This window comes from Bowmanella yangjiangensis, from assembly GCF_018531185.1.
GTDB classification, from domain to species: domain Bacteria; phylum Pseudomonadota; class Gammaproteobacteria; order Enterobacterales; family Alteromonadaceae; genus Bowmanella; species Bowmanella yangjiangensis.
Genome location: NZ_JAHDJU010000001.1, coordinates 1,762,222 through 1,784,833, shown reverse-complemented (window position 1 = coordinate 1,784,833; position 22,612 = coordinate 1,762,222). Strand labels below are relative to the sequence as shown.

Sequence of the window (22,612 nt, the reverse complement as noted above, 5' to 3'; positions counted from 1 at the left end):
TGCCATCAATCAATGATTTAAATGGCTAAGACCGCATTGGCAAGGCAGAAATTTCTTAACTCCCTTTTCTTATATGACACACCTTCCATGGTGCGCCAGTCCCATTCAGGCGTCCTGCCTGTAGCCTTGCAGGCCAGCTAAAGCTGTTCAAGCTGGTTCCTAACCGCCCCACGAATGGAAATTAAATATGTTTCACCACAAAGGACGCGAAGAGCACGAAGGACAAGGCTGATTTCCTACCCTTCGTGTTCTTCTGTTCTTCGTGGTTGAGAAATAATTACTTTTCGATGCAGGGGATCGAAGCGGCTCGGGCCGCTTAGGGGAAAACCTTTGGCTCAGTTGGCCACATCAATAAAACTGACTGTTCCTACCAACGCCTAAAAGCAGAATGAAAGCTCCCAAAATTGGCACTTATTGCCTGCCAAAGAAAGCTGATTGTCATATTAAATACCATGCTAGAAAACGAGGAGAAATGGCCTGAAAATATCGCTTAATTTATTGACTTGGGACCACAGGAACTTGTTATACATAAAGTTCTCGTAATGCTGAGTTGTCTTTTTTAATGAATAGTTCAAGTGCTTTACTGGCATTTTCCTTGCTGAATGACTGGTTAAACAAACTTACAGTGCCCTGCTTTTTAGAAAGGCCAAACCAAGCGCCTACCTCTCCAGGAAAATGGTATTCAGAATACAAAAACATAGATTGTCTGTCCCCACCAGCAGACACCCAAATGAATTCTTTATCAACTTCTAAGATCAACGATATTGTTGGGGCACATTTTTGAACTCTATTCGCTTCCTCAACCTGTAACTCCCAATCAAAATCATCAAACGCAGCAAGAGCATCCATTGGGTTGATAATCGGCATATCCTTTGATTCATCATGGGTGTTGTGAGCATACTGAAAATTTAATTTCATTCCCCATTATCTATTTATGTATAACGCCGCCAGCACGCGCGGCTCTTTAGCGAAGGCGAAGCCGTAGCGGAAAAGAAGTCGCCGTGCCTAACCTTGTTAAAAAGCCCAATGCTGAGTGTTTAAATAGTGCACTAAAATAACCCAACTATTTTGATTGCAGCTACAAATACAAACAATACGACAATTACCTTTGTAAAAAACGGATATTTTGTATTCATCCACGCTAGAGCCGGTGATTTTTTAGAAGTGCCAAGTACACCGCCAAAGTGCAACACGCCGACTACGCAAATAAAAATTACTAAAATGCTAATTGCTGGTTCAGAGATCAACTTAGCTCCTTGGGCTTATAACGCCCCAAGCAGCGGAAAACGCGAACGTTTTGGCGCAGCCAGTGAGTGCTTTTCCGATGGCTTGGCTTGTTAGCTATCATTTACACTCACCCGCTTTGATACTTATTATTGTCAATAACACATCATTTTTATCTAAATACTCGTAGTTCAAAATGACTTTTCTTTCTCGAAAAATTTGCTGGGAAGCGTTAGTACAAATCTGCTTGGTTAACTCCTCCGTTCTATCTTTCACAAATCGTGCGAGATTAAAATCTTTTGTATCTGAATAGGTTGATTTGTAATGATACGTCAGCTGACCGTCCTTAGTTGATAACTTTTCCATTGTTAGTGTCGGCGTGAGCTGAATTGGAGTTTTTTGGTTTCCTAGTAAAACTACCTTTTCTAGAAGAGAGATAGTTTCACTATTTACAGCACTTGCACTGTTTGTTTGAATCAAAAGAAACAGCATTAAAAATAGAGGGTTTAAAATTTTCACGTAATCTCTCCTTGATAACGCCCGCCATAAACGCGAGCAATTTGTTGCGAGTCGAGCGCCCAAAGGGCGTGTTTTTGATGGTGCTTGTTATGTGCCACGAACCCAACCAACACTCAGTAAATAACGATTACCAGAAATTACCTTAGTTACGGAATGTTCACAAATATCTGGTCTAAAAAACTTAATACGTTTGCTGCAATATATTGGAGATGTGCAGATGAACTCTCCGCCTGATTTTGCTTGTTTGAGAACTATATTTAGCCGGTAATGTTTTCCATTTTTTACATCATCAGTATGAGGAGGAACCACACATCCTTCAGGGAATTTAAGTAAATACAAATCAAACTTGATTGGCCATGTAGCTCCGGCCAATAGCATTTTTTCATACCCTGTTTTCTGGCGCCCTTTTTGCCATTTAAATAGGTTTCTAAAGATACTCATAATTCCTTTGGCACATAACGCTTCAAGAACCGGTGCGGCTTGCCGCATCCGTGTTGCTTGACTTGTTATGTGGCAATTTGGTTAACGCCATGACTTTACTGCCAATAATGGCAGAAAGCCCGATAACTAAAACTGCAATTGGTAAATCTATAAACCATGTTGGGGAAACATAGAACTCTCCCATTAATATAGAAACAACGACAAAACCGAATAATTCAGATAGTGAAACGACCGCTAACAAATGCAGCAATATCCGGCTCCTTAGAGTTCTAGTGTAGAAAGATAAAACCAATAAGCTTACTAGAATTGTCGGGATGTATTGGGACATCACCAAATTCGATGGAGATTGGCTCGCCAAGTTATCTACGCCATTTAATATCGTTGAAGCAGTACTTACAGTAGTTTGGAGTACAAAGAGAATCAACGAATATTTAAGAATACTAAGAAAGTTCAAGATGGCTCCTTGCCACATAACGCCCCGCCAGCAAAGCTGGCTAACTTTAGCGGCTTGTTATGTGCCTTTTGCATATTTGGTCCATATTTCGAGCAACTGAGCATCAGTTTTGTTACCACCATTTAATATGGCAAAACTGAGTGCGCCCTTATTTGTTGGATTAACATAATACTCTTCCGTGCCGACCGTGATATAAATTGTGCCTTCCCTCATTTCTAGCTGTGCGCTAGCCCAGCTTTCTGGAACATCAAGTCTCGATTGTTTCCAGCCGTACTCTCCAGGACTTAGGCTTTGGTTTAGCTCAAGCATTAGGCCAATACCAAGAAGCTTGTGAGCTTGCTTTAGTTCGTAAGAAATGGACTCCGGCTTCCACACCATCTCTGCTTTGGCAGTAATCGACAGAAGCAAAATTGGTAATAAAAATAGTTTTTTCATCGGGCTCCATGCTCGACTAGCACATAACGCCCAAATAACGGGCTTAAAAAGCTTGGATAAACTTTGCGACGAAGGAGCTTAAGCCAAGCTTTTTTTTAAGTCCTTCGTTGATTTGCTTGTTAGATTACGACTACTCCGAACTATTTAACTCTTGAGGGTTAAACTGGTGGTTGTAACTATTCCACTTTGATGAAATACCAATATCATAACCATAGGTAAGCGTTACTTGAATCAAATTTTTGTTTAGTGACTCTGGATAAGTTTTAACTATCACCTGTGCTAATTGCTTAGCAATATCCGAATCGTCAACATTATTTTTATAGAGAAAAGCCTGTGTATTCACATAAGTAGTCGTTGTCGTGCCTGAATCAGACGAAGTGAAAGTAGTTGAACCTTCTGTGACACCTGCATATTTTACTGATTCGTTACTATTTATTGCTTCCTGAGTAGCTAATAAGCCTTTGAAAGGTTCTGATTTAGCTAAGTCGGAAGTAAATACTGGCACAAGAGCTGCTGTAATGAATAAGCCTGTAACCACAACTAAGTGCGGCTTCCACACGGAAGGTAACTTTTCAGGGCTAACCTCAGTATTTACAACATAAGTATCTACAGCAAGATCATGTAATGACTGCCGAGTTGCACGGTTAAAAATATATAAGTAAGAAATTGAAAATAAGCAGCCAAATATAATAAATGACAACGGATACATTAAGTATGAAAGCAATGCTTCGTTAGTAATTTGTGCTCCATTCAGTGAAAATGGAACTGCAAGGAAGCTATACCTTAAAAATGACTGAGGTAGACTAATAGTTGAGTTGGATGAATCTACAACTTTGATATTTAGCAATCTCTTACCGATGGTTTGGCCATTTGATAAAGAGCTATTCATAACTCCAAAATATGTAATTGATACGACAAAACCAATTAATCTTCCCCAGCCACCGAGTTGAACAAAGATATCTTCAAGGAATAAGCCTACAACATATCCCAAAACACCTAGAACAAGAGTGTCAATAAACAGCGCCCCGATTCTTCTCCAGAACCCACAAATCCATTTTTCTTGTACTTCTTCCAAAATTTAATCCTTACTACAATATTTAAAGTAATCTAACAATGTTATTAGCCGGAATAGTTCCGTGTTTAAACACGGAACTATTCCGTACTTTTGCATGGTCATTTTTTAGCATGCTCTGTGGCCCTTGCCTAGCATGAGTTTGGAGATTGCACCAAATTGGTGCCGGGAAAAAGCGGACGTGTTCCGTACCATTGCTGTTATACGGATCAACATCTGAAACTGTGTTGATACACAGTTTCTGCAATAGACCGATGATGCCCTTAAGCGGCCCAAGCCGCTTTGACTCCCGCTAAGAAATTCCCGGTCGGTTCAGGGAACAGTGAAAAGGGGGACAAGTCGTCTGGAACGACTTGAGTAGAAGACGCGTCGGGAACGTCGTTTCTGCGACCGCCTTTTCACTGTTCCCTGGACTGACGTAGTTGGGAATCCAGCGGGCGTGTTTCTTTTGGTTACTTTTCTTCGCACGAGCAAAGAAAAGTGACTGGCGCGCAATGGACTGCGTGTCATAAAAAACAGGGAAGATAAGCCCATTTGGAGAAATAAGCGACTGATAAAAATGCCACCTCTGTGGTTTTTCATTAATACTGTGATATCTCTGCGTCTCAGCGATAAAAACAAAAAACCCGCCGAAGCGGTTTTTTAATTTTTAGCTCGCATCTCGCGGCCCGAGGCGACTAACCGGGAATTACCAGCCAGTACGCTCGCGCAGCGCTTTACCGATGTCGGCAAGTGAACGCACAGTAGTAACACCTGCGTCTTGCAGGGCTTTGAATTTCTCATCAAGTATATTTGAAGTGGCCGCCATTGATCTCACTACTCTTACACTAACTTGTGCTTTCAAAATAGGGCCAAATATCAAAAACTCCATGACTACTCAATAAAGCAACTGGCTAAACGCTCAGCAGCAATTCTCGTTGTCTGCTTTTCCATTATTGATTGCTGTTTTAACACGTGTCGGCGCCGTTTTTCTTCATCATTTAAGTATTCAATAAGAATATCTTTGAGCGGACGCTGCTCACTAAAGCAGATACCGCCATAGTTCTTCACAGCATCTCGGTTATAGTCGCTCACCACAAACCCTCCGGACATCACAAAGTCAACATACTTATGACTGATTGAGCCAATCTTGTTCATAGTGTCGTGGTGATCTAACAAACAAACTTTGCTACCCAATGCTAGCTTGGGTATATCTTCATAAGGAATTTGCTTAGCAATCCAATACTTCTCTGGGTTGCCTTGTCCCGGATAACTGTGCCAGCCCGGGCCATAGAGATTTAACTTGATATTCAGCTCATCCACAAGCGGCAGCACGGCTTCGAGTGCAGGTCTAATACGAGGCACCCCCATAAACGAAACATCACACTGATACCGGGGCATTGTATTACCTGCCGGTTTCAAGGACGAAAAAGGAGGGATAATCTGAATAGGTCTTTTCGTCGTAAAGGGCTTCTCTGATTTAAAAATCTCCCAATTCTTCCATCTCTGCCAGTCCAAAAAACTCTTAAAGCCACGGCTGCAAGCAAAGACATGCTCAAACCTATCTAATCTATTCAGCTTCTCTGGATGACAATAGACCAAAGCAATGTTGTTCGCGGTAGGATCGAACTTGCCAACTTCTGGATAAAAATGCCTCTGAGGCGCACCGAGAAAATATATTCTGTTCTTTGCGGCAGCGCGATAATGATACCCCAAAGCAGAAAGCTCTTCTTTCAGGTTTACATACAATCGATGGTCATACCAAAGTTCATTTTTGTGTGGAGAGGCAATACAGTAATATTTCAAAAGTCATACACTTATGAGAAGAATGAACGGGAATATCTTACCATTCCCAAAGTACTCTATAAATTTTTCTCCCAGATTTATTACACCTGACTTCGACAAAAACGCGCTTGCAGCTGCTCTTTGGCTGCCCTTAACTTGCTTTTCCCAGGAAGTCTTTCGATGCTCATACTGAGATAAGCTGGCTTCACAGCATAGGGCCCAAATAAACAAAAACCCGCCGAAGCGGGTTTTTAACTTTTAGCTCTAAGCTCGCATCTCACGGCCCGAGGCGACTAACCGGCAATTACCAGCCAGTACGCTCGCGCAGCGCTTTACCGATGTCGGCCAGTGAACGCACGGTAGTAACACCGGCGTCTTGCAGGGCTTTGAATTTCTCATCAGCCGTGCCTTTACCACCAGAGATGATGGCGCCAGCGTGGCCCATACGCTTGCCTGGAGGTGCAGTTACACCGGCAATGTAAGAAACCACTGGCTTAGTGACGTTTTCTTTAATGAAAGCCGCCGCTTCTTCTTCAGCCGTACCACCGATCTCACCGATCATGATGATAGCTTCGGTTTGCGGATCTTCCTGGAACAACTTCAGGATATCGATGAAGTTAGAACCTGGGATGGGGTCACCACCGATGCCCACACAAGTGGACTGGCCGAAGCCTTCATCAGTAGTTTGCTTAACCGCTTCATAAGTCAGTGTACCTGAGCGGGATACAATACCCACTTTACCTGGCTTATGAATGTGACCAGGCATGATACCAATCTTACACTCTCCAGGGGTGATAACACCTGGGCAGTTTGGACCGATCATACGCACGCCTTTCTGCGTGATGTACTCTTTCACGAACAGCATATCGATAGTCGGGATACCTTCGGTGATACATACGATCAGCTCGATACCGGCATCGGCGGCTTCAATGATAGAGTCTTTACAGAAAGGAGCAGGTACGTAGATAACAGAAGCAGTAGCGCCAGTGGCTTCAACGGCTTCTCTTACGGTATCAAATACCGGCAGACCCAAGTGCGTAGTACCACCTTTACCAGGCGTTACACCACCAACCATCTGAGTACCGTAAGCAATAGCTTGCTCAGAGTGGAACGTGCCCTGACCGCCAGTAAAGCCTTGGCAGATGACTTTAGTGTCTTTGTTAATCAAAACGCTCATTTTGCACCCCCGGCTGCGGCTACCACTTTTTGCGCTGCGTCAGTCAGACTGGCAGCAGCAATGATGTTCAGTTCACACTCTTCCAGCTTCTTGGCACCCAGCTCAGCGTTGTTACCTTCCAAACGCACAACCACAGGTACGTTTACGCCAACTTCTTCAACGGCACCAATGATACCTTCTGCGATCATGTCACAACGTACGATACCGCCGAAAATGTTAACCAATACGGCTTGAACATTGCTGTCAGACAGAATGATCTTGAATGCTTCGGTTACGCGCTCTTTAGTTGCGCCGCCGCCCACATCTAGGAAGTTAGCAGGAGCACCACCGTGCAGTTTAACGATGTCCATGGTACCCATTGCCAGACCAGCACCGTTAACCATACAACCGATGTTGCCTTCCAGTGCTACGTAGTTCAGTTCCCATTTAGCAGCTTGTGCTTCACGGGCATCTTCCTGAGACGGATCATGCATGTCGCGCAGCTTAGGCTGACGGTACATAGCATTAGAATCGATAACCACTTTGGCATCCAAGCAGTGCAGGTTGCCGTCGGTTTTAATCACCAGCGGGTTAACTTCGATAAGCGCTACATCCAGGTCAACGAACATCTTGGCCAGACCCAAGAAAATGTTGGTGAACTGCTTGATCTGTACGCCTTGCAGGCCCAGTTTGAAGGCAATTTCACGCGCTTGGAAAGGCTGTGCACCTACCAGCGGATCAATTTCGGCCTTAAGGATTTTCTCAGGCGTTTCTTCGGCTACTTTCTCGATCTCAACACCGCCTTCAGTAGAGGCCATGAATACGATACGACGAGTAGCGCGGTCTACTACTGCACCTAAGTAAAGCTCTTTGTCGATATCGGTACAAGATTCAACCAGAATCTTGTTAACCGGCTGACCGTGCTCGTCAGTCTGGTAAGTTACCAGATTTTTACCCAACCAATTTTGGGCGAAGTTGCGGATTTCGTCTTTGGTCTTAACCAGCTTTACACCACCGGCCTTGCCGCGGCCACCGGCGTGGACCTGACACTTGACTACCCACTCGGAGCCGCCGATGCGCTCGGCTGCTTCTACTGCTGCCTGAGGAGTGTCGGCAGCATACCCTTCAGATACGGGTAAGCCATATTCGGCAAATAGCTGTTTGCCCTGATATTCATGCAAGTTCATGGTGTTCTTTCCGTTATTGAGAAAAAACTGCTTTTGCAGTACGAGTTTGCCGGAACTGGGTTCCGACCGCTTATCCGGCAATCAGCTTGCCGGAGGCATTTTGAGGCTGGGCCCCTCTTGGGGACGCTGCCTCCGGTGAACTGGGTAAAATATTAGCCCAGTTCAAGGTCCAGAAGCGTCAAGGTGAGGTCGTCATCAGACTCCCTCACCTCTTAAACTTCAACCTGGCTGGCGCTTAGATGTCCAGCAGCAGGCGTGTCGGATCTTCCAACAGTTCCTTAACAGTAACCAGGAAGCCCACAGACTCTTTACCGTCAATGATACGGTGATCATAAGACAGAGCCAGATACATCATTGGCAGGATTTCCACCTTGCCATCCACCGCCATCGGACGATCCTGGATTTTATGCATACCCAGAATAGCGCTTTGTGGTGGGTTGATGATTGGCGTAGACATCAAGGAGCCAAATACACCACCATTGGTAATGGTGAAGTTACCGCCTTGCAAATCAGCCATGGACAGCTTACCGTCACGGCCTTTGATTGCCAGGTCCTTGATACCTTTTTCCACATCAGCCACAGACAACTGATCACAGTCGCGCAGTACAGGAGTTACCAGACCACGAGGCGTAGACACAGCGATGCTGATGTCGAAGTAGTTGTGATAGCAGATATCATCGCCATCGATAGACGCATTCACTTCAGGGAAACGTTTCAGGGCTTCGGTTACGGCTTTCACGTAGAAAGACATAAAGCCAAGACGAATACCGTGACGCTTCTCAAACACGTCTTGATACTGCTTACGCAGATCCATAATGGGCTTCATGTTGACCTCGTTAAAGGTGGTCAGCATGGCCGTTGAGTTTTTCGCTTCCAGCAGACGGTTAGCGATAGTCTTACGCAAACGTGTCATAGGTACACGCTTCTCGGTGCGCTCACCCAAAGGAGCGGCAGGCGCAGCAGCACTTTGTGCTTTTGCAGCAGGTGCGTCACCGACTTTAAGGAATTGCTCTACGTCTTCTTTAGTAATGCGACCGTTCTTGCCAGTGCCTTTAATCTTAGACGCGTCCACGCCTTTTTCTGCCAACAAACGACGAACAGACGGGCTTAATGCATCGCTGTCTTCTTCTGCATCGTTCTTAGTATCTTGCGCTTTCGCAGGTGCAGCACCGGCGCCAGCCACAAACTTAGCAATAATCTGCTCGGCGGTAACAGTGTCACCTTCCTGAGCCAGAATCTCGCTCAGTGAGCCGTCGGCAGGAGCAACAACTTCAAGAACAACTTTGTCGGTTTCGATATCAACCAGGTTCTGATCGCGGGACACCGCTTCACCGGGTTGTACATGCCAGGTCGCAATAGTGGCATCGGCCACTGACTCAGGCAGGACGGGTACTTTTATTTCCACAGATTCACCTTTGGCACTTTCACTGGAGGAAGGTTTTTGTTGTTTGTCATCATTACCGGCTGGCTTTGCGGCGGCCTTGCCACCCTCTTCCAGCTTGGCAATCACTTGCTCTGCCAATACCGTACTGCCCTCTTCCTGAAGAATATCGGCCAGCACACCATCAGCCGGGGCCACGACTTCGAGTACGACTTTATCAGTCTCAATATCAACCAGATTCTGGTCACGAGATACCTTATCGCCAGGCTTAACATGCCAAGTAGCGATAGTGGCGTCAGCCACAGACTCGGGCAATACCGGTACTTTAATTTCAATGCTCATACGGGTCCCTTATTAAATCGACAATGCGTCATCTAGCAGCGCTTTTTGCTGCTGATTGTGTACAGAAAGATAGCCTACTGCCGGTGAAGCAGACGCTGAGCGGCCAGCATAACTTAGCTTGGCACCGTCTGGAATGGCCTGCCAGAAATGGTGCTGGCTGCAATACCAGGCGCCTTGGTTCTGAGGCTCTTCCTGACACCATACCCAATCTTTAACATGCTGATACGGCTTAAGAATTTCAGCCAGTTCTTCATGCGGGAAGGGGTACAGCTGTTCAATACGAATCAAGGCTACGTCTGTCTGCTCAGACTTACGACGCTGGTCCAGCAAATCGTAGTACACCTTGCCCGAACACATCACCACGCGTTTAACATTGGCCGGATTGATATCATCAATCTCGCCAATCACGTTTTTGAAGGTGCCTTCGGCCAACTCTTCCAGGCTGGATACCGCCAGTGGGTGACGCAGCAAGGACTTAGGTGACATCACGATCAGCGGCTTACGCATAGGGCGTACCACCTGACGGCGCAGCATGTTAAACACCTGGGCTGGGGTAGAAGGTACACACACCTGCCAGTTGTGGTCAGCACACAGTTGCAGGAAGCGCTCCAAACGCGCTGAACTGTGCTCTGGGCCTTGACCTTCGTAACCGTGTGGCAACAATAAGGTCAAACCACACAGGCGACCCCATTTGGCTTCGCCAGAGCACAGGAACTGGTCTATAACCACCTGAGCACCGTTGGCAAAGTCACCAAACTGCGCTTCCCAGATGTTCAAACAGCCAGGCTCAGCGGTTGAATAGCCATATTCAAAGGCCATAGCCGCTTCTTCGGACAGGACCGAGTCATAAATCTCGATAGGTCCCTGATTTTCACTAATATGCTCAAGCGGCATATAAGTAGAGGCATCTTTTTGGTTGTGCAATACCGCGTGACGGTGGAAGAAGGTACCACGGCCAGAATCCTGACCTGTCATACGGATACGGATACCGGCGTCAACCACACTGGCATAAGCCAGGTTTTCCGCACAACCCCAATCCAATGGTTTTTCACCGGCGATCATGGCTTTACGATCTTCGTAGAGCTTGTTCACGCGACTTTGTAGCTTAACGCTATCCGGGTAGCTACACAGCTTTTCACCCAGTTCGCGCAGCTTATCAACGGTCAGGCTACCATCATAAGGTACGGTCCAGTCATGACCCAAGTACGCAGACCAATCGACCGAGTGTTCGCTCATTGGACGCCATTCTTCAACCACACAGGCGCCATGATCTAAGGCAGCACGGTAGTCGCTCACCAGCTTCTCTACATCGTGACTTTGAATCGCCCCTTCTGCAGTTAATTGATCAGCGTAGATTTCACGCGGTACTGGGTGCTTTTTAATCTTCTGATACATTAGCGGCTGAGTTGCATTAGGCTCATCCGCTTCGTTGTGACCATGACGACGGTAACAAACCAGGTCAATCACGACGTCACGCTTAAAGGTATTGCGATAGTCCAGCGCCAGCTTGGTAACAAAGACCACGGCTTCCGGATCATCAGAATTCACGTGGAAAATCGGTGCCTGTACCATCTTGGCAATATCAGTACAGTACTGAGTAGAGCGGGTGTCTTCTGTCTTCGACGTGGTAAAACCAACTTGGTTGTTGATAACGATACGCACCGTACCACCAACCTTGAAGCCACGAGTCTGCGACATGTTGAAAGTTTCTTGCACCACACCCTGACCAGCAATAGCCGAGTCACCGTGTATAGTGATTGGTACCACTGAGGAACCGTCTTTACAGCCACGACGGTCTAAACGTGCACGCACCGAGCCCATCACCACTGGGTTAACGATTTCCAGGTGAGATGGGTTAAAGGCCAGCGCCAAATGTACATTGCCGCCGGGGGTAGCAAAGTCTGAAGAATAACCGGCGTGGTATTTCACGTCTCCAGCACCCAAGGATTCATCGTGCTTACCGGCAAACTCGTCAAACAATACAGAAGGGTTTTTGCCCAGCACGTTAACCAGCACATTCAAACGACCCCGGTGGGCCATACCGATAACCACTTCTTTGGCACCATTAGTACCAGCGTGGGTGATCAGTTGCTTAAGCATAGGGATAAGTGCATCACCGCCTTCCAGCGAGAAACGCTTGGCACCTGGAAACTTAGAACCCAGATATTTTTCCATGCCATCAGCGGCAACCAGGCCTTTAAGAATGTTGACCTTGGTTTCACGGTCAAACTCAGGCTTGGCTTGTACCGATTCGATACGCTGTTGAATCCAGCGTTTCTGCTCGGTATTGGTAATATGCATGTACTCGGCACCAATACTGCCACAGTACGTACGATTAAGGGACTTGAACAGTTCGCCCAGCGCCATGCTGTCTTGTCCGATGGCGAAAGACCCCAGCTTATACACTGTGTTGAAGTCTGCCTCTGACAGTTCGTGATGCGACAATTCCAAATCACGCACGCGCTCCTGCTTCCACAGGCCGAGCGGATCCAGATTGGCGTGCTGATGACCACGGAAACGATAAGCGTTGATCAGCTGCAGGACTCTTACCTGCTTCTCATCACCACCTGTGGCAGCCGTTACCGCTTTGGCAACACGACCCATTGGACCCAGCTTGGCAAGATCGCGGAACTGGTCACGTATCTCACTGTGTTTGGCTTCGAGTTCGATGCCATTCAGCTTGGGCAACTGATCAAATATTGAGCGCCACTCTTCCGACACGCTTTGCGGGTCGTCAAGATATGCTTCGTATATCTCTTCTACGTAAGCAGCGTTTCCACCAGCCATGTGGGAAGACTCCCACCATGCTTTCATCACGCTTTCTAGCATTTTTGTCCCTTAATCAAAAAGACCGGAATTAAATTACAACACTGGTGCCCATGCACCAGCCAACATCCGTCACACTGACGGCGGTACAGTTTGTGACAAACTGCTGTCGTCCCTGAGTTTACACGCCTCGCCCTGAGACACTGGCCCGATTACGTATGCCAAATCGCGCCAAACAAAAAATAGCCATCCCTGATGGATGGCTATTTAGCTTCCTAACAACTGAATCCCAAAAAGCAGGAAATCAGCTTAACTAAACAGCCCGTTGCAACAGCATGGATTTAATCTGACCAATAGCCTTGGTCGGATTCAATCCTTTGGGGCAAACGCTGACGCAGTTCATGATTCCGTGGCAACGGAATACGCTGAATGCATCATCTAAATCGTTCAAACGCTCGTCGGTAGCAGTATCACGGCTATCCGCCAGGAAGCGGTATGCGTGTAGCAAACCTGCTGGACCGATAAACTTATCTGGATTCCACCAGAAAGACGGACAAGAGGTTGAGCAACAGGCGCATAAAATACACTCGTACAAACCATCCAGCTTTTCACGCTCTTCCGGGCTTTGCAGGAATTCGCGAGCCGGTGGCTGTTTGGTGTCATTAATCAAATAAGGTTTGATCTTCTCGTACTGGGTGTAAAACTGGCTCATGTCAACCACCAGGTCACGCACAACCGGCAGACCAGGCAGAGGACGCAAAACCAGCTTACCCTTACCTAAGGCAGACAAAGGCGTGATACAAGCCAGGCCATTTTTGCCGTTCATGTTCAAACCATCTGAACCACATACCCCTTCGCGGCAAGAGCGACGGAAAGATAAGGTAGGATCCTGTTCTTTTAAAAGAATCAGGGCATCCAGTACCATCATATCCCGACCTTCTTCCACATCCAGTTGGTAGTCTTGCATCCGAGGTGCATTGTCGACATCAGGATTGTAACGATAAATTGAGAAATTCAATTTCATCTACTTCATGCTCCTCTTAGTAAGTCCGGGCCTTAGGCGGGAAGGCTTCACGTAGCTTAGGCGACATGTTGACTTCGCGCTTGCTCATGGACTCGGTGTCTGGGCGATAGATGGAGTGGCATAACCAGTTCTCATCATCACGGTCTGGGAAGTCGAAGCGGCTGTGCGCACCACGGCTTTCAGTACGGAAGTTGGCGGCAACTGCGGTGGCATAAGCCGTTTCCATCAGGTTGTCCAACTCCAGGCACTCGATACGCTGGGTGTTAAAGTCGCTGCTCTTGTCATCCAGACGAGCATGTTGCAGACGCTCTCTGATTTCCTTCAGTTCCACCAGGCCTTTGGCCATGGCGTCACCTTCACGGAATACGGAGAAGTTCAACTGCATGCATTTCTGCATGTCTTTACGAATTTGGACCGGATCTTCACCCTTGCCGCCTTCAGAGCTTTCCCAACGATTGAAACGTGCCAAAGCAGCATCCAGATCACTTTCAGAAGCATCACGGCTAGGTGCGATTTCATCCAGGGCTTTGCCCAGGTGCAGACCGGTCGCACGACCGAATACCACCAGGTCAAGCAGAGAGTTTCCGCCCAGACGGTTGGCACCGTGCACGGATACGCAGGCAATCTCACCACAGGCAAACAAACCGTTTACCAGTTTCTCATTGCCGTTGGCATCCAAAGTAATGGCCTGACCGTCAACATTAGTAGGAATACCACCCATCATATAGTGACAGGTTGGGATAACCGGAATCGGCTCTTTAACCGGGTCAACGTGGGCAAAAGTACGAGACAACTCAAGAATACCCGGCAGACGTGACTCAAGCACTTCTTTACCCAGGTGATCCAACTTAAGTTTAATATGCACACCCCAAGGACCATCACAACCGCGACCTTCGCGGATTTCGGTCATCATGGAACGAGCAACTACGTCACGGCCGGCCAAATCTTTGGCGTTTGGCGCATAACGCTCCATAAAACGTTCGCCGTCTTTGTTCAGCAGATAACCACCTTCACCACGGCAACCTTCGGTAACCAGTACACCAGCACCAGCGATACCTGTGGGGTGGAATTGCCACATTTCCATATCTTGCAGACAGACACCAGCACGCAGGGCCATGCCCACGCCGTCACCCGTATTGATATGCGCGTTAGTGGTAGAGGCGTAAATACGACCGGCACCACCCGTGGCTAATACAACGGCTTTAGACTTGAAGTACACCACTTGACCGGTTTCAATGTCGATGGCGGTACAGCCAACTACGTCACCGTCCTGGTTTTTCACCAGGTCCAGGGCATACCATTCACTGAATACCTTGGTTTTGTTCTTAACGTTTTGCTGATACAGCAGGTGCAACAAGGCGTGACCGGTACGGTCAGCAGCCGCGGCTGTACGTGCGCCCTGCTCGCCACCAAAGTTTTTGGACTGGCCACCGAAAGGACGCTGATAAATCTTACCGTTTTCAAAACGTGAAAAAGGCAGGCCCATATTTTCCAGCTCAATAATGGCTTCGGGACCTGTCTTACACATATATTCGATGGCATCCTGGTCACCGATATAATCGGAACCTTTAACCGTGTCATACATGTGCCATTCCCAGTTGTCGTCATGGGCATTGCCCAGTGCAACCGTAATACCGCCTTGAGCAGATACTGTGTGGGAACGGGTTGGGAATACTTTAGACAGCAAAGCGCAGGATTTGCCGGACTGGGAAATCTGCAGGGCGGCACGCATGCCTGCGCCACCGGCGCCGATTACCACTGCATCAAATTCATGTACTGGAATAGTCACTTACACACCCCACAATACGAACAGACCTACAGCAACGTAGGCAAATGCCAATAGGTTTAACAGGAACTGAATAGTGCCACGCAAAGCCGCAGCTTTAACGTAGTCGGTCAGAACCTGCCAAAGGCCGATGCGCACATGGATCATGATGGAAACCAGCGCCGCCAGGGTAAAGACCTTCATTCCCAGACCAGCAAACAACGCCTGCCAGATTTCAAAAGTGATCTGTGGCGTTGAAATAAAGAACCACGCCATATAAAGGAAGAAGGACGCGATAATGGCTGCGGTGGTGCGCAGAGATAAATAGTCCTGAACGCCGTTACGCTTCAGACTGGCCTGATTAGTTACCATAGTACGACTCCCACTACGACTGTCAGAACAATCCAAAGAGCAATAACAGCTTTAGCGCTGGCATTACCGGATTGCAATTCTTCCCAGTGCCCCATGTCCATGATCACATGGCGCAGGCCACCCAGAAGGTGATAGATGAAGGCAGAAACTGTGCCGATGGCAATCAGCTTACCCAAAACGCCATTCATGCATTCCACCACCATGTCAAAACCTTCTGCAGAGGATACAGACAATGCCCAAGCCGAGATCACAAAAATCAAGGCAAAGAACATGGCTACACCTGTTATCCGATGCAAAATGGAAACAATGGCAGATGGAGGAAAACTAATCGTATTGAGTTGTAAATTTACTGGTCTTTGTTTTTTCACGATTTGTTGCCCGTTACACCCCCGGAAGGGTTGAGTTCTACGTCGCTAATCCAGCGTTGCGCAAGATTAACCGTCTCTCTATTCAAGCTGTCAAAAATTAAACGACGGGGTGCTGCATCAAATTGTTAAAAAAATGCTACAAACACCGCTACTTAAACGTCGCAAAGTATATCCAGCCCTAGCCATAATTACAATTTTTGTTACGTCCTAACGCCTTGTTTGGATTTTGTTTATTTCCTATTCAATAGAAGAAAGTAAACTAAATCATAGCTTCTTGATAGATTGACGCGCATAACATGCGCGGATCCCTTGTAACCACTGACTAAACAAGATGTTTCACCAAGTACAAAGCCGATAAAACATCGGCTTTTTTGCTCTGGCTTTGGCAAAATCCTTTGCAAGCCCATAAGCAGGACGCATACACTTGGCCGCCGCAATTTTGCATTCAAATCGCAAAATCAGCGTTGCGCCTAGGTTATAGGGGAGATTCCCAACATGACACTAAACTTTAGTTGAATAGATATCAGGCGAAAACGCATTAAAATTGACTTGGAACGCTAATATCAGTACAAATAGCGGCACTTTTTAAACGCCTGTGTGAACTTTTCCGCTCTTTATTTCGGCTGTCTGCTTCCTGCGTACCAGTCTGGAAAAGTTGCAACACACCATCACAGAAGCAATCTGAAGGAGAGCATCTTATGGCAGATCAAAAGGCCATCTTAAAGGTAGGCGACAAGGAGATTGAACTCCCTATTCTATCTGGAACAGCAGGCCATGATGTGATCGATGTTCGGTCATTGGGCGCCAATGGTTACTTCACGTTCGACCCCGGTTTTATGGCGACAGGCTCTTGCGAATCATCTATCACTTATATAGATGGTGAGAAAGGCATTCTGTTGCACCGCGGTTATTCGATTGAAGACCTGGCTCGTGACGCCGGATATCTTGAAGTCTGCTACATGCTGCTGCACGGCGAAGCGCCCACTGCAGAGCAGTATGCTCAGTTCAAAAATACCATCACCCGTCACACTATGGTGCATGACCAGGTGAATAATTTCTTCCGCGGTTTCCGTCGTGACGCCCACCCTATGGCGATGCTATGCGGTACCGTTGGGGCTATGTCTTCGTTCTATCACGACGACCTGGATATTTCAGACCCAGAGCAGCGTCTGCGCAGTGCGTACCGCCTGGTAGCCAAAATGCCCACCTTGGTCGCTATGTGCTACAAGTACAACATTGGTCAGCCCTTTGTTTACCCGCGCAATGACCGTTCTTTTGCGGCCAACTTCCTGAACATGATGTTCTCTGTACCCGCTGAAGAGTACAACGCCAGTGAAGCCGTGGTTCGTGCCATGGATCGCATCTTCACCCTGCATGCTGACCATGAGCAAAATGCCTCTACCAGTACTGTTCGTCTGGCCGGCTCTTCAGGTGCCAACCCTTATGCATGTATTGCTGCTGGGGTTGCCTCTTTGTGGGGACCTGCACACGGTGGTGCTAACGAAGCATGTTTGAACATGCTGGAAGAAATCGGCTCAGTGGATCGCATTCCAGAGTTTATCGAACGTGCGAAAGACAAAAACGACCCATTCCGTCTGATGGGCTTCGGTCACCGCGTTTATAAGAACTATGACCCACGTGCAACAGTAATGCGTGAGAGCTGTCACGAAGTATTGGCCGAGCTGAATATTCAGGATCCATTGTTGGATGTAGCCATGGAACTGGAGCGTATTGCCCTTTCAGACCCCTACTTCAAAGACAAGAAGTTGTTCCCCAATGTGGACTTCTACTCAGGAATTATCCTGAAAGCCATTGGTATTCCAACTAACATGTTCACCTGTATTTTCGCTTTGGCTCGTACTGTGGGATGGATCTCTCACTGGCACGAAATGCTCAGCCAGCCAGGTCAGAAAATCGGTCGTCCCCGTCAGTTGTATACTGGCCACGATGCACGTAAATACCAGCCACTGAAAAAATAATCAGTGTCTGAATTGAAAAAACCGCCATAAGGCGGTTTTTTTATGCACGCTCAAAATTGTAAGCCATTCACAAGTAATTATTTCAACCTGTAACATGGTGTTAATAGCTTAAATTTTCGCCGCAACATTCTGCCACCTGCCGCATCACACTTAGTTAACAGGGCATTTACTTCTAGGCTTGTTGCAAATTACTTTGCTGACCATGCCACATGAACCTGACCCGACTGAGTGTGAAGAATCCAGCTGCCGTATTGGTCTGCTCTGCCCTGCTTTGTATGTTCGGCCTGATTGCCGCCTTTAAACTGCCCATCCAACTGACTCCGGATATTGAGCAACCCCAGATCAGTATAGGCACGGGATGGCGCTCGGCGGCCCCAGAAGAGATGGAATCGGTGATTATCGAGCCGCTGGAAAATGTGGTAAAGAATGCGCCGGGTGTTGTAGATGTTACCACCAGCATTCAGCGCGGATTCGGCGATATTACTCTGAGTTATGAAGTCGGTACCGACATGCAGCGGGCCATGCTGGAAGTGATAAATCGGCTGAATCAGGCTCCACCTTTGCCATTGGATGCCTTCGAGCCGGTCGTTTCAGTGGGGGGCGGTCGCAACGGCCCGAATGCAGCTTCACTGCTGCTAAGAACCGCACCGGGTAATGACGCGCAAGATATGTCGCAATACCAACAACTGATTGAAGATGTGATTGAGCCCCGCCTGGCACGTATCCCTGGTGTGGCACAAGTTAACCTGGCCAGCCAGCGTCCCAGGGAACTTCGGATTAGTTTCGATCCTTACAAAGCTGCTGCACTGGGCATCGCCATCAGCGATATCAGCCGGGCGGTGGCACGTTCTAATGATGTGTCAGGCGGCTTTGCTAACGTCGGCCGTCGTCAGTACACCATTCGCTTTGCTGGTCAGTATCAGGTTCAGGACTTGGGCAATATGATCCTGGCTTATCGCAATGAACGCCCAGTGTACCTGCATGATATCGCCAGTATTGAAGATACCCTGGTGGATAGGTTTGGTTTTACCTTGCGCAACGGTGCCCCAGCCTACTACATGACCGTCAGTCGTGACACTGATGCCAACACGGTAGCGGTACTGGATGATATTAACCAGGCAATCCGCGAACTTAATGACGGCCCACTGGCAGAACAAGGGCTAATGATCGATCTGAGTTTTGATGCATCAGTGCACATACGTAATGCCTTGGTGTTGGTCAAAAGTAATGTGGGACTGGGCGTGCTATTAGCCCTGGCTATTCTCTGGTACTTCCTGCGAGGTTGGCGGGCCACCGCTATTATCGCACTGACCATCCCCTTCTCTGTGATGGTGGCTTTTCTGGCCTTAGGTGCGTTGAATCGCTCGTTGAATGTCATTTCGCTGGCAGGCATCGCTTTTGCAGTAGGACTGGTGTTGGACGCTGCCATTATCGTGCAGGAAAACATTGTCAGGCTTAAAAGTGAGGGCCTGGATGGCAAGAAAGCCGTGCTTAAGGGCGCTTCTCAGGTGACGGGTGCCCTGTTTGCCTCTACCGCTACCAGTGTGGCAATATTCCTACCCATACTTTTTATGCAAGGGGTGGAAGGTCAGCTGTTTTCGGACTTAGCCCTGACCTTATCTGTAGCCGTCATCGCTTCAATGCTTGGCGCCATTACCTTACTGCCTTTAGCCAGTCATTACCTGCTACGCGATGTGCCGGATCAAGACCACCTAAGTGGACTATGGCAGTGGCTAAGTGCACGGGTTATGGCCTTAACCAATAGCCAGGCTAAACGCTTGGCCTGGATTGGCGGGCTAATGGCCATGTCAGTATTGCTGGTATTAAGTCTGCTGCCTCGCACCGACTTTATGCCACGCGCACCCACCGACGGTTTTTTCTATGCCTTTAATCTTCCACCTGGAGGCAGTCTTAGCTTCATTGAAGAAGAGCTAGCTAATCGCACCCGGCAACGTCTGGCCCCTTATCTCAGCGGCGAGGCTGAGCCTAAAATTAAAAGCTACAACTTCTACACCTTCGGCCCCAACAACAGCGGCGGCTTCATCTATGCCGATGATCCCACCCGGGTGGAAGAACTGATGGAAGTTGTCAGAACCCAGGTACTTAACGACCTGCCTGATACCCAGGTATTTATGTTCCGCGGCTCAATGATCAATGTGCAAGGTGGCGGCAACGGTCGTTCCATTAACCTGGATTTGCAGGGACCTGATGTGGAAGCCCTGATGGATGCCGCGCAAGCCACACTGACTGCCATTAACGAGCATATGCCGGGGGTTAGCGCTCAACCTGTGCCGGGACTCCTACTGGCCGAACCTGAACTGCGCTTGATGCCGGATGACAGACGTATTGCCCAGGCAGGATTAGACCGAGGCGATATTGCCAGTATGGTCAGGGCCCTGAGTGGCGGACTATTTATCGCCGAATACTTTGACGGTAATGACAGAATGAACCTGATATTGCGTGGAGACCAGTGGCGTACCCCGGATGAGCTCTCCGCCCTGCCCGTACACACGCCCAATGCCGGTTTACAAACCCTTGGTGAGCTTGCAAAGGTGGTCAGAACCGTCGGGCCGACACAACTTAGGCGGGTAAATGGTAAACGTACCGTCAGCTTAATTCTCAACCCACCCGAAGCAATGTCATTGCAAGATGCCATGGAGCAGCTCGAGCAACATGTATTGCCGGTGCTTCGTCAGGCTTTACCGGCAGACGCAAGTTTTCAGGTCAGTGGCAATGCCAATGATATGCAGCAAGCCATTAAGGATATGGGCATAAATTTCATGCTAGCCATAGTGATCTTATTTTTACTGATGACCGCACTGTTTAAATCCGCCTATGACAGCTTGCTGGTACTGACCGTTATGCCTCTGGCGGTGGCTGGCGGGGTGCTGGCATTGTGGATATTAAATCTGTTTACCTTCCAGTCCCTCGATTTACTGACCATGATTGGCTTTATTATTTTGCTTGGCTTGGTGGTGAACAACGCTATTTTGCTGGTTGATCAAACGCGTTTCGGCCAAGCCCATGGCCTCAGCCTGGAGAAGGCGGTTGCCCAGGCCGTGCTGGTCAGAGCCAGACCTGTATATATGAGCACCCTGACCAGCTTATTTGGCATGTTGCCGCTGATGCTAATGCCTGGGGTTGGCTCAGAAATCTATCGCGGTCTTGCCACCGTTATTGTCGGTGGCATGGCCTTTAGCGCCTTATTCACCTTAATCTTACTGCCTGCCTGGCTGCAGCTTGGGCTACGTGCCCAATCCGGTCATTCAGCGGTCCTGCTCATCCAGGAGTCTTAATATGAAGAATCGAATTTCATTGCTCATCATCAGCCTGTTATTTAGCCAACAGCTGATGGCAAACGAACCGCCTCCCAGTCCGGTCAAAGTGTCCGAGGTCAAAGAGACAACCTTTTCCCCTACCGTCGAGTTGGTCGGCAGTATATCCAGCCGACACAATGTCAAGCTCACCGCGGGTTTAGCTGGCCGCTTGGAATGGGTGGCAGAACCCGGAACGCTGATCGCCAAAGGTGAAGCCGTGGCAAAGATTGACCCTCAACCTTTATTGTTGCAACAAGCCGAGCAGCAGGCACAAATTAAACGCGCCACCATCAATCTGCATTATTTGTTGCGAGAACTAAACCGTTTGCAAGAACTCAGACAGACCAACAGCGCTTCACTATTTCAGTTGGATCAAACCCAATCGCAGTTTGAACTAGCCCAGGCCGATCTGGATATTGCCAAGCTACGTTTGGCCCAGATTGACGACCAGCTCTCCCGAACGTTAGTCCCTGCGCCCTTTACCGGAGTTATCACTGATCGCCTCAGAGAAGCTGGCGGTGACGTAAACCGCAGTGAAGTATTAGTGACTATGCTGGATACCGAGAATCTGGAAGCCCGCATTTTTGTGCCGGTTAAATACCTTACCTTTTTGCGTCAAAGCAAACAGATCATGCTTAAAGCGGGTGAGCAACAGATTGAAGCTGGGGTTAAGGCCATCATTCCGGCCGCCGATATGCAATCTCAATCCTTTGAACTTCGCGTCAGCCTGCCTGAGCAAGCCAGTGAACACTGGACTGCTGGTCAACTGGTAACGGCCACTGTGCCAGCCCAAGCGCCCAGCTTGGCCTTAACCGTACACAGAGATGCGCTGTTGCTGCGCCGCGACGGTACTTATGTGGTACGTATCGATGCAGAAAATCGAGCGCACCGGGAAAAAATTGAAATTGGCCAGGGACAGCACGATTGGGTCAGCGTAAAACAGGGACAATTAAAGGCCGGTGATAAAGTCGCAGTGCGCGGAGCAGAGCGGCTACGCGACGGTCAGCAGGTGCAGATCACCCGATCCTGATTCTCAACAAAGGGTA

The 22,612-nt window shown here is 48.2% G+C and carries 19 protein-coding genes and 1 pseudogene; 3 read left to right on the top strand and 17 right to left on the bottom strand.

The window, feature by feature from the left end; all coding sequences use genetic code 11:
• Positions 1-522: 522 nt before the first annotated feature.
• The 17 genes and pseudogenes from KJY73_RS07975 to sdhC all read right to left on the bottom strand — a co-directional run bounded on the left by KJY73_RS07975 (position 523) and on the right by sdhC (position 16,270).
• Positions 523-918: a hypothetical protein gene (locus tag KJY73_RS07975; RefSeq protein WP_214342442.1), complete on the bottom strand. Its 396-nt coding sequence runs from the start codon at positions 916-918 to the stop codon at positions 523-525.
• Positions 919-1,049: 131 nt separating this feature from the next.
• Complete coding sequence (locus tag KJY73_RS07970; protein ID WP_214342439.1) at positions 1,050-1,247, bottom strand: hypothetical protein; 198 nt, start codon at positions 1,245-1,247, stop codon at positions 1,050-1,052.
• Between the two features lie 97 nt (positions 1,248-1,344).
• On the bottom strand, positions 1,345-1,743 hold the full coding sequence (locus tag KJY73_RS07965; RefSeq protein ID WP_214342436.1) for a hypothetical protein: 399 nt from the start codon (positions 1,741-1,743) through the stop codon (positions 1,345-1,347).
• Positions 1,744-1,830: 87 nt separating this feature from the next.
• Positions 1,831-2,184 (bottom strand): 2OG-Fe(II) oxygenase family protein, encoded by a 354-nt coding sequence (locus KJY73_RS07960; protein WP_214343319.1) that lies wholly within the window; start codon positions 2,182-2,184, stop codon positions 1,831-1,833.
• A 22-nt stretch (positions 2,185-2,206) separates the two neighbouring features.
• Complete coding sequence (locus tag KJY73_RS21745; protein ID WP_232848425.1) at positions 2,207-2,434, bottom strand: hypothetical protein; 228 nt, start codon at positions 2,432-2,434, stop codon at positions 2,207-2,209.
• Positions 2,435-2,695: 261 nt separating this feature from the next.
• A complete protein-coding gene (locus KJY73_RS07950) occupies positions 2,696-3,073 on the bottom strand; it encodes a hypothetical protein (RefSeq protein ID WP_214342430.1) in 378 nt (125 codons plus the stop codon).
• 130 nt (positions 3,074-3,203) lie between these two features.
• Positions 3,204-4,148 carry an RDD family protein gene (locus tag KJY73_RS07945; protein WP_232848424.1) on the bottom strand — a complete coding sequence of 315 codons (945 nt, stop codon included), beginning with the start codon at positions 4,146-4,148 and terminating at the stop codon, positions 3,204-3,206.
• A 685-nt stretch (positions 4,149-4,833) separates the two neighbouring features.
• Positions 4,834-4,926 (bottom strand): annotated as a pseudogene (locus tag KJY73_RS07940) (succinate--CoA ligase subunit alpha); the annotation flags it as partial.
• Between the two features lie 92 nt (positions 4,927-5,018).
• Positions 5,019-5,930: a glycosyltransferase family protein gene (locus KJY73_RS07935; protein WP_214342428.1), complete on the bottom strand. Its 912-nt coding sequence runs from the start codon at positions 5,928-5,930 to the stop codon at positions 5,019-5,021.
• A gap of 283 nt (positions 5,931-6,213) precedes the next feature.
• Positions 6,214-7,086 (bottom strand): succinate--CoA ligase subunit alpha, encoded by an 873-nt coding sequence (gene sucD, locus KJY73_RS07930; protein WP_214342425.1) that lies wholly within the window; start codon positions 7,084-7,086, stop codon positions 6,214-6,216.
• Positions 7,083-8,252, bottom strand: coding sequence for an ADP-forming succinate--CoA ligase subunit beta (sucC, locus tag KJY73_RS07925; protein ID WP_214342422.1), 1,170 nt, complete (start codon positions 8,250-8,252; stop codon positions 7,083-7,085). Before sucC ends, sucD begins: the two co-directional genes overlap by 4 nt.
• 235 nt (positions 8,253-8,487) lie before the next feature.
• The gene (odhB, locus tag KJY73_RS07920; RefSeq protein ID WP_214342419.1) at positions 8,488-9,975 is read right to left on the bottom strand and encodes a 2-oxoglutarate dehydrogenase complex dihydrolipoyllysine-residue succinyltransferase; all 1,488 of its coding nucleotides are present in this window, start codon (positions 9,973-9,975) and stop codon (positions 8,488-8,490) included.
• Positions 9,976-9,987: 12 nt separating this feature from the next.
• On the bottom strand, positions 9,988-12,804 hold the full coding sequence (locus KJY73_RS07915) for a 2-oxoglutarate dehydrogenase E1 component (RefSeq protein ID WP_206596230.1): 2,817 nt from the start codon (positions 12,802-12,804) through the stop codon (positions 9,988-9,990).
• Between the two features lie 250 nt (positions 12,805-13,054).
• The gene (locus KJY73_RS07910; protein WP_214342417.1) at positions 13,055-13,765 is read right to left on the bottom strand and encodes a succinate dehydrogenase iron-sulfur subunit; all 711 of its coding nucleotides are present in this window, start codon (positions 13,763-13,765) and stop codon (positions 13,055-13,057) included.
• Positions 13,766-13,781: 16 nt separating this feature from the next.
• Positions 13,782-15,554, bottom strand: coding sequence for a succinate dehydrogenase flavoprotein subunit (sdhA, locus tag KJY73_RS07905; protein ID WP_214342413.1), 1,773 nt, complete (start codon positions 15,552-15,554; stop codon positions 13,782-13,784).
• Positions 15,555-15,902: a succinate dehydrogenase, hydrophobic membrane anchor protein gene (gene sdhD, locus KJY73_RS07900; RefSeq protein ID WP_206595776.1), complete on the bottom strand. Its 348-nt coding sequence runs from the start codon at positions 15,900-15,902 to the stop codon at positions 15,555-15,557.
• A complete protein-coding gene (gene sdhC / locus KJY73_RS07895; protein WP_214342410.1) occupies positions 15,896-16,270 on the bottom strand; it encodes a succinate dehydrogenase, cytochrome b556 subunit in 375 nt (124 codons plus the stop codon). The genes sdhD and sdhC overlap by 7 nt, the downstream gene beginning before the upstream one ends.
• 698 nt (positions 16,271-16,968) lie before the next feature.
• Here sdhC and KJY73_RS07890 point away from each other — a divergent pair.
• From KJY73_RS07890 to KJY73_RS07880, 3 genes are all read left to right on the top strand, one after another.
• Complete coding sequence (locus KJY73_RS07890) at positions 16,969-18,249, top strand: citrate synthase (protein ID WP_214342407.1); 1,281 nt, start codon at positions 16,969-16,971, stop codon at positions 18,247-18,249.
• Positions 18,250-18,458: 209 nt separating this feature from the next.
• A complete protein-coding gene (locus KJY73_RS07885; RefSeq protein ID WP_214342398.1) occupies positions 18,459-21,545 on the top strand; it encodes an efflux RND transporter permease subunit in 3,087 nt (1,028 codons plus the stop codon).
• A gap of 1 nt (position 21,546) precedes the next feature.
• Complete coding sequence (locus KJY73_RS07880) at positions 21,547-22,596, top strand: efflux RND transporter periplasmic adaptor subunit (RefSeq protein WP_214342396.1); 1,050 nt, start codon at positions 21,547-21,549, stop codon at positions 22,594-22,596.
• The last annotated feature ends 16 nt before the right edge of the window (positions 22,597-22,612 follow it).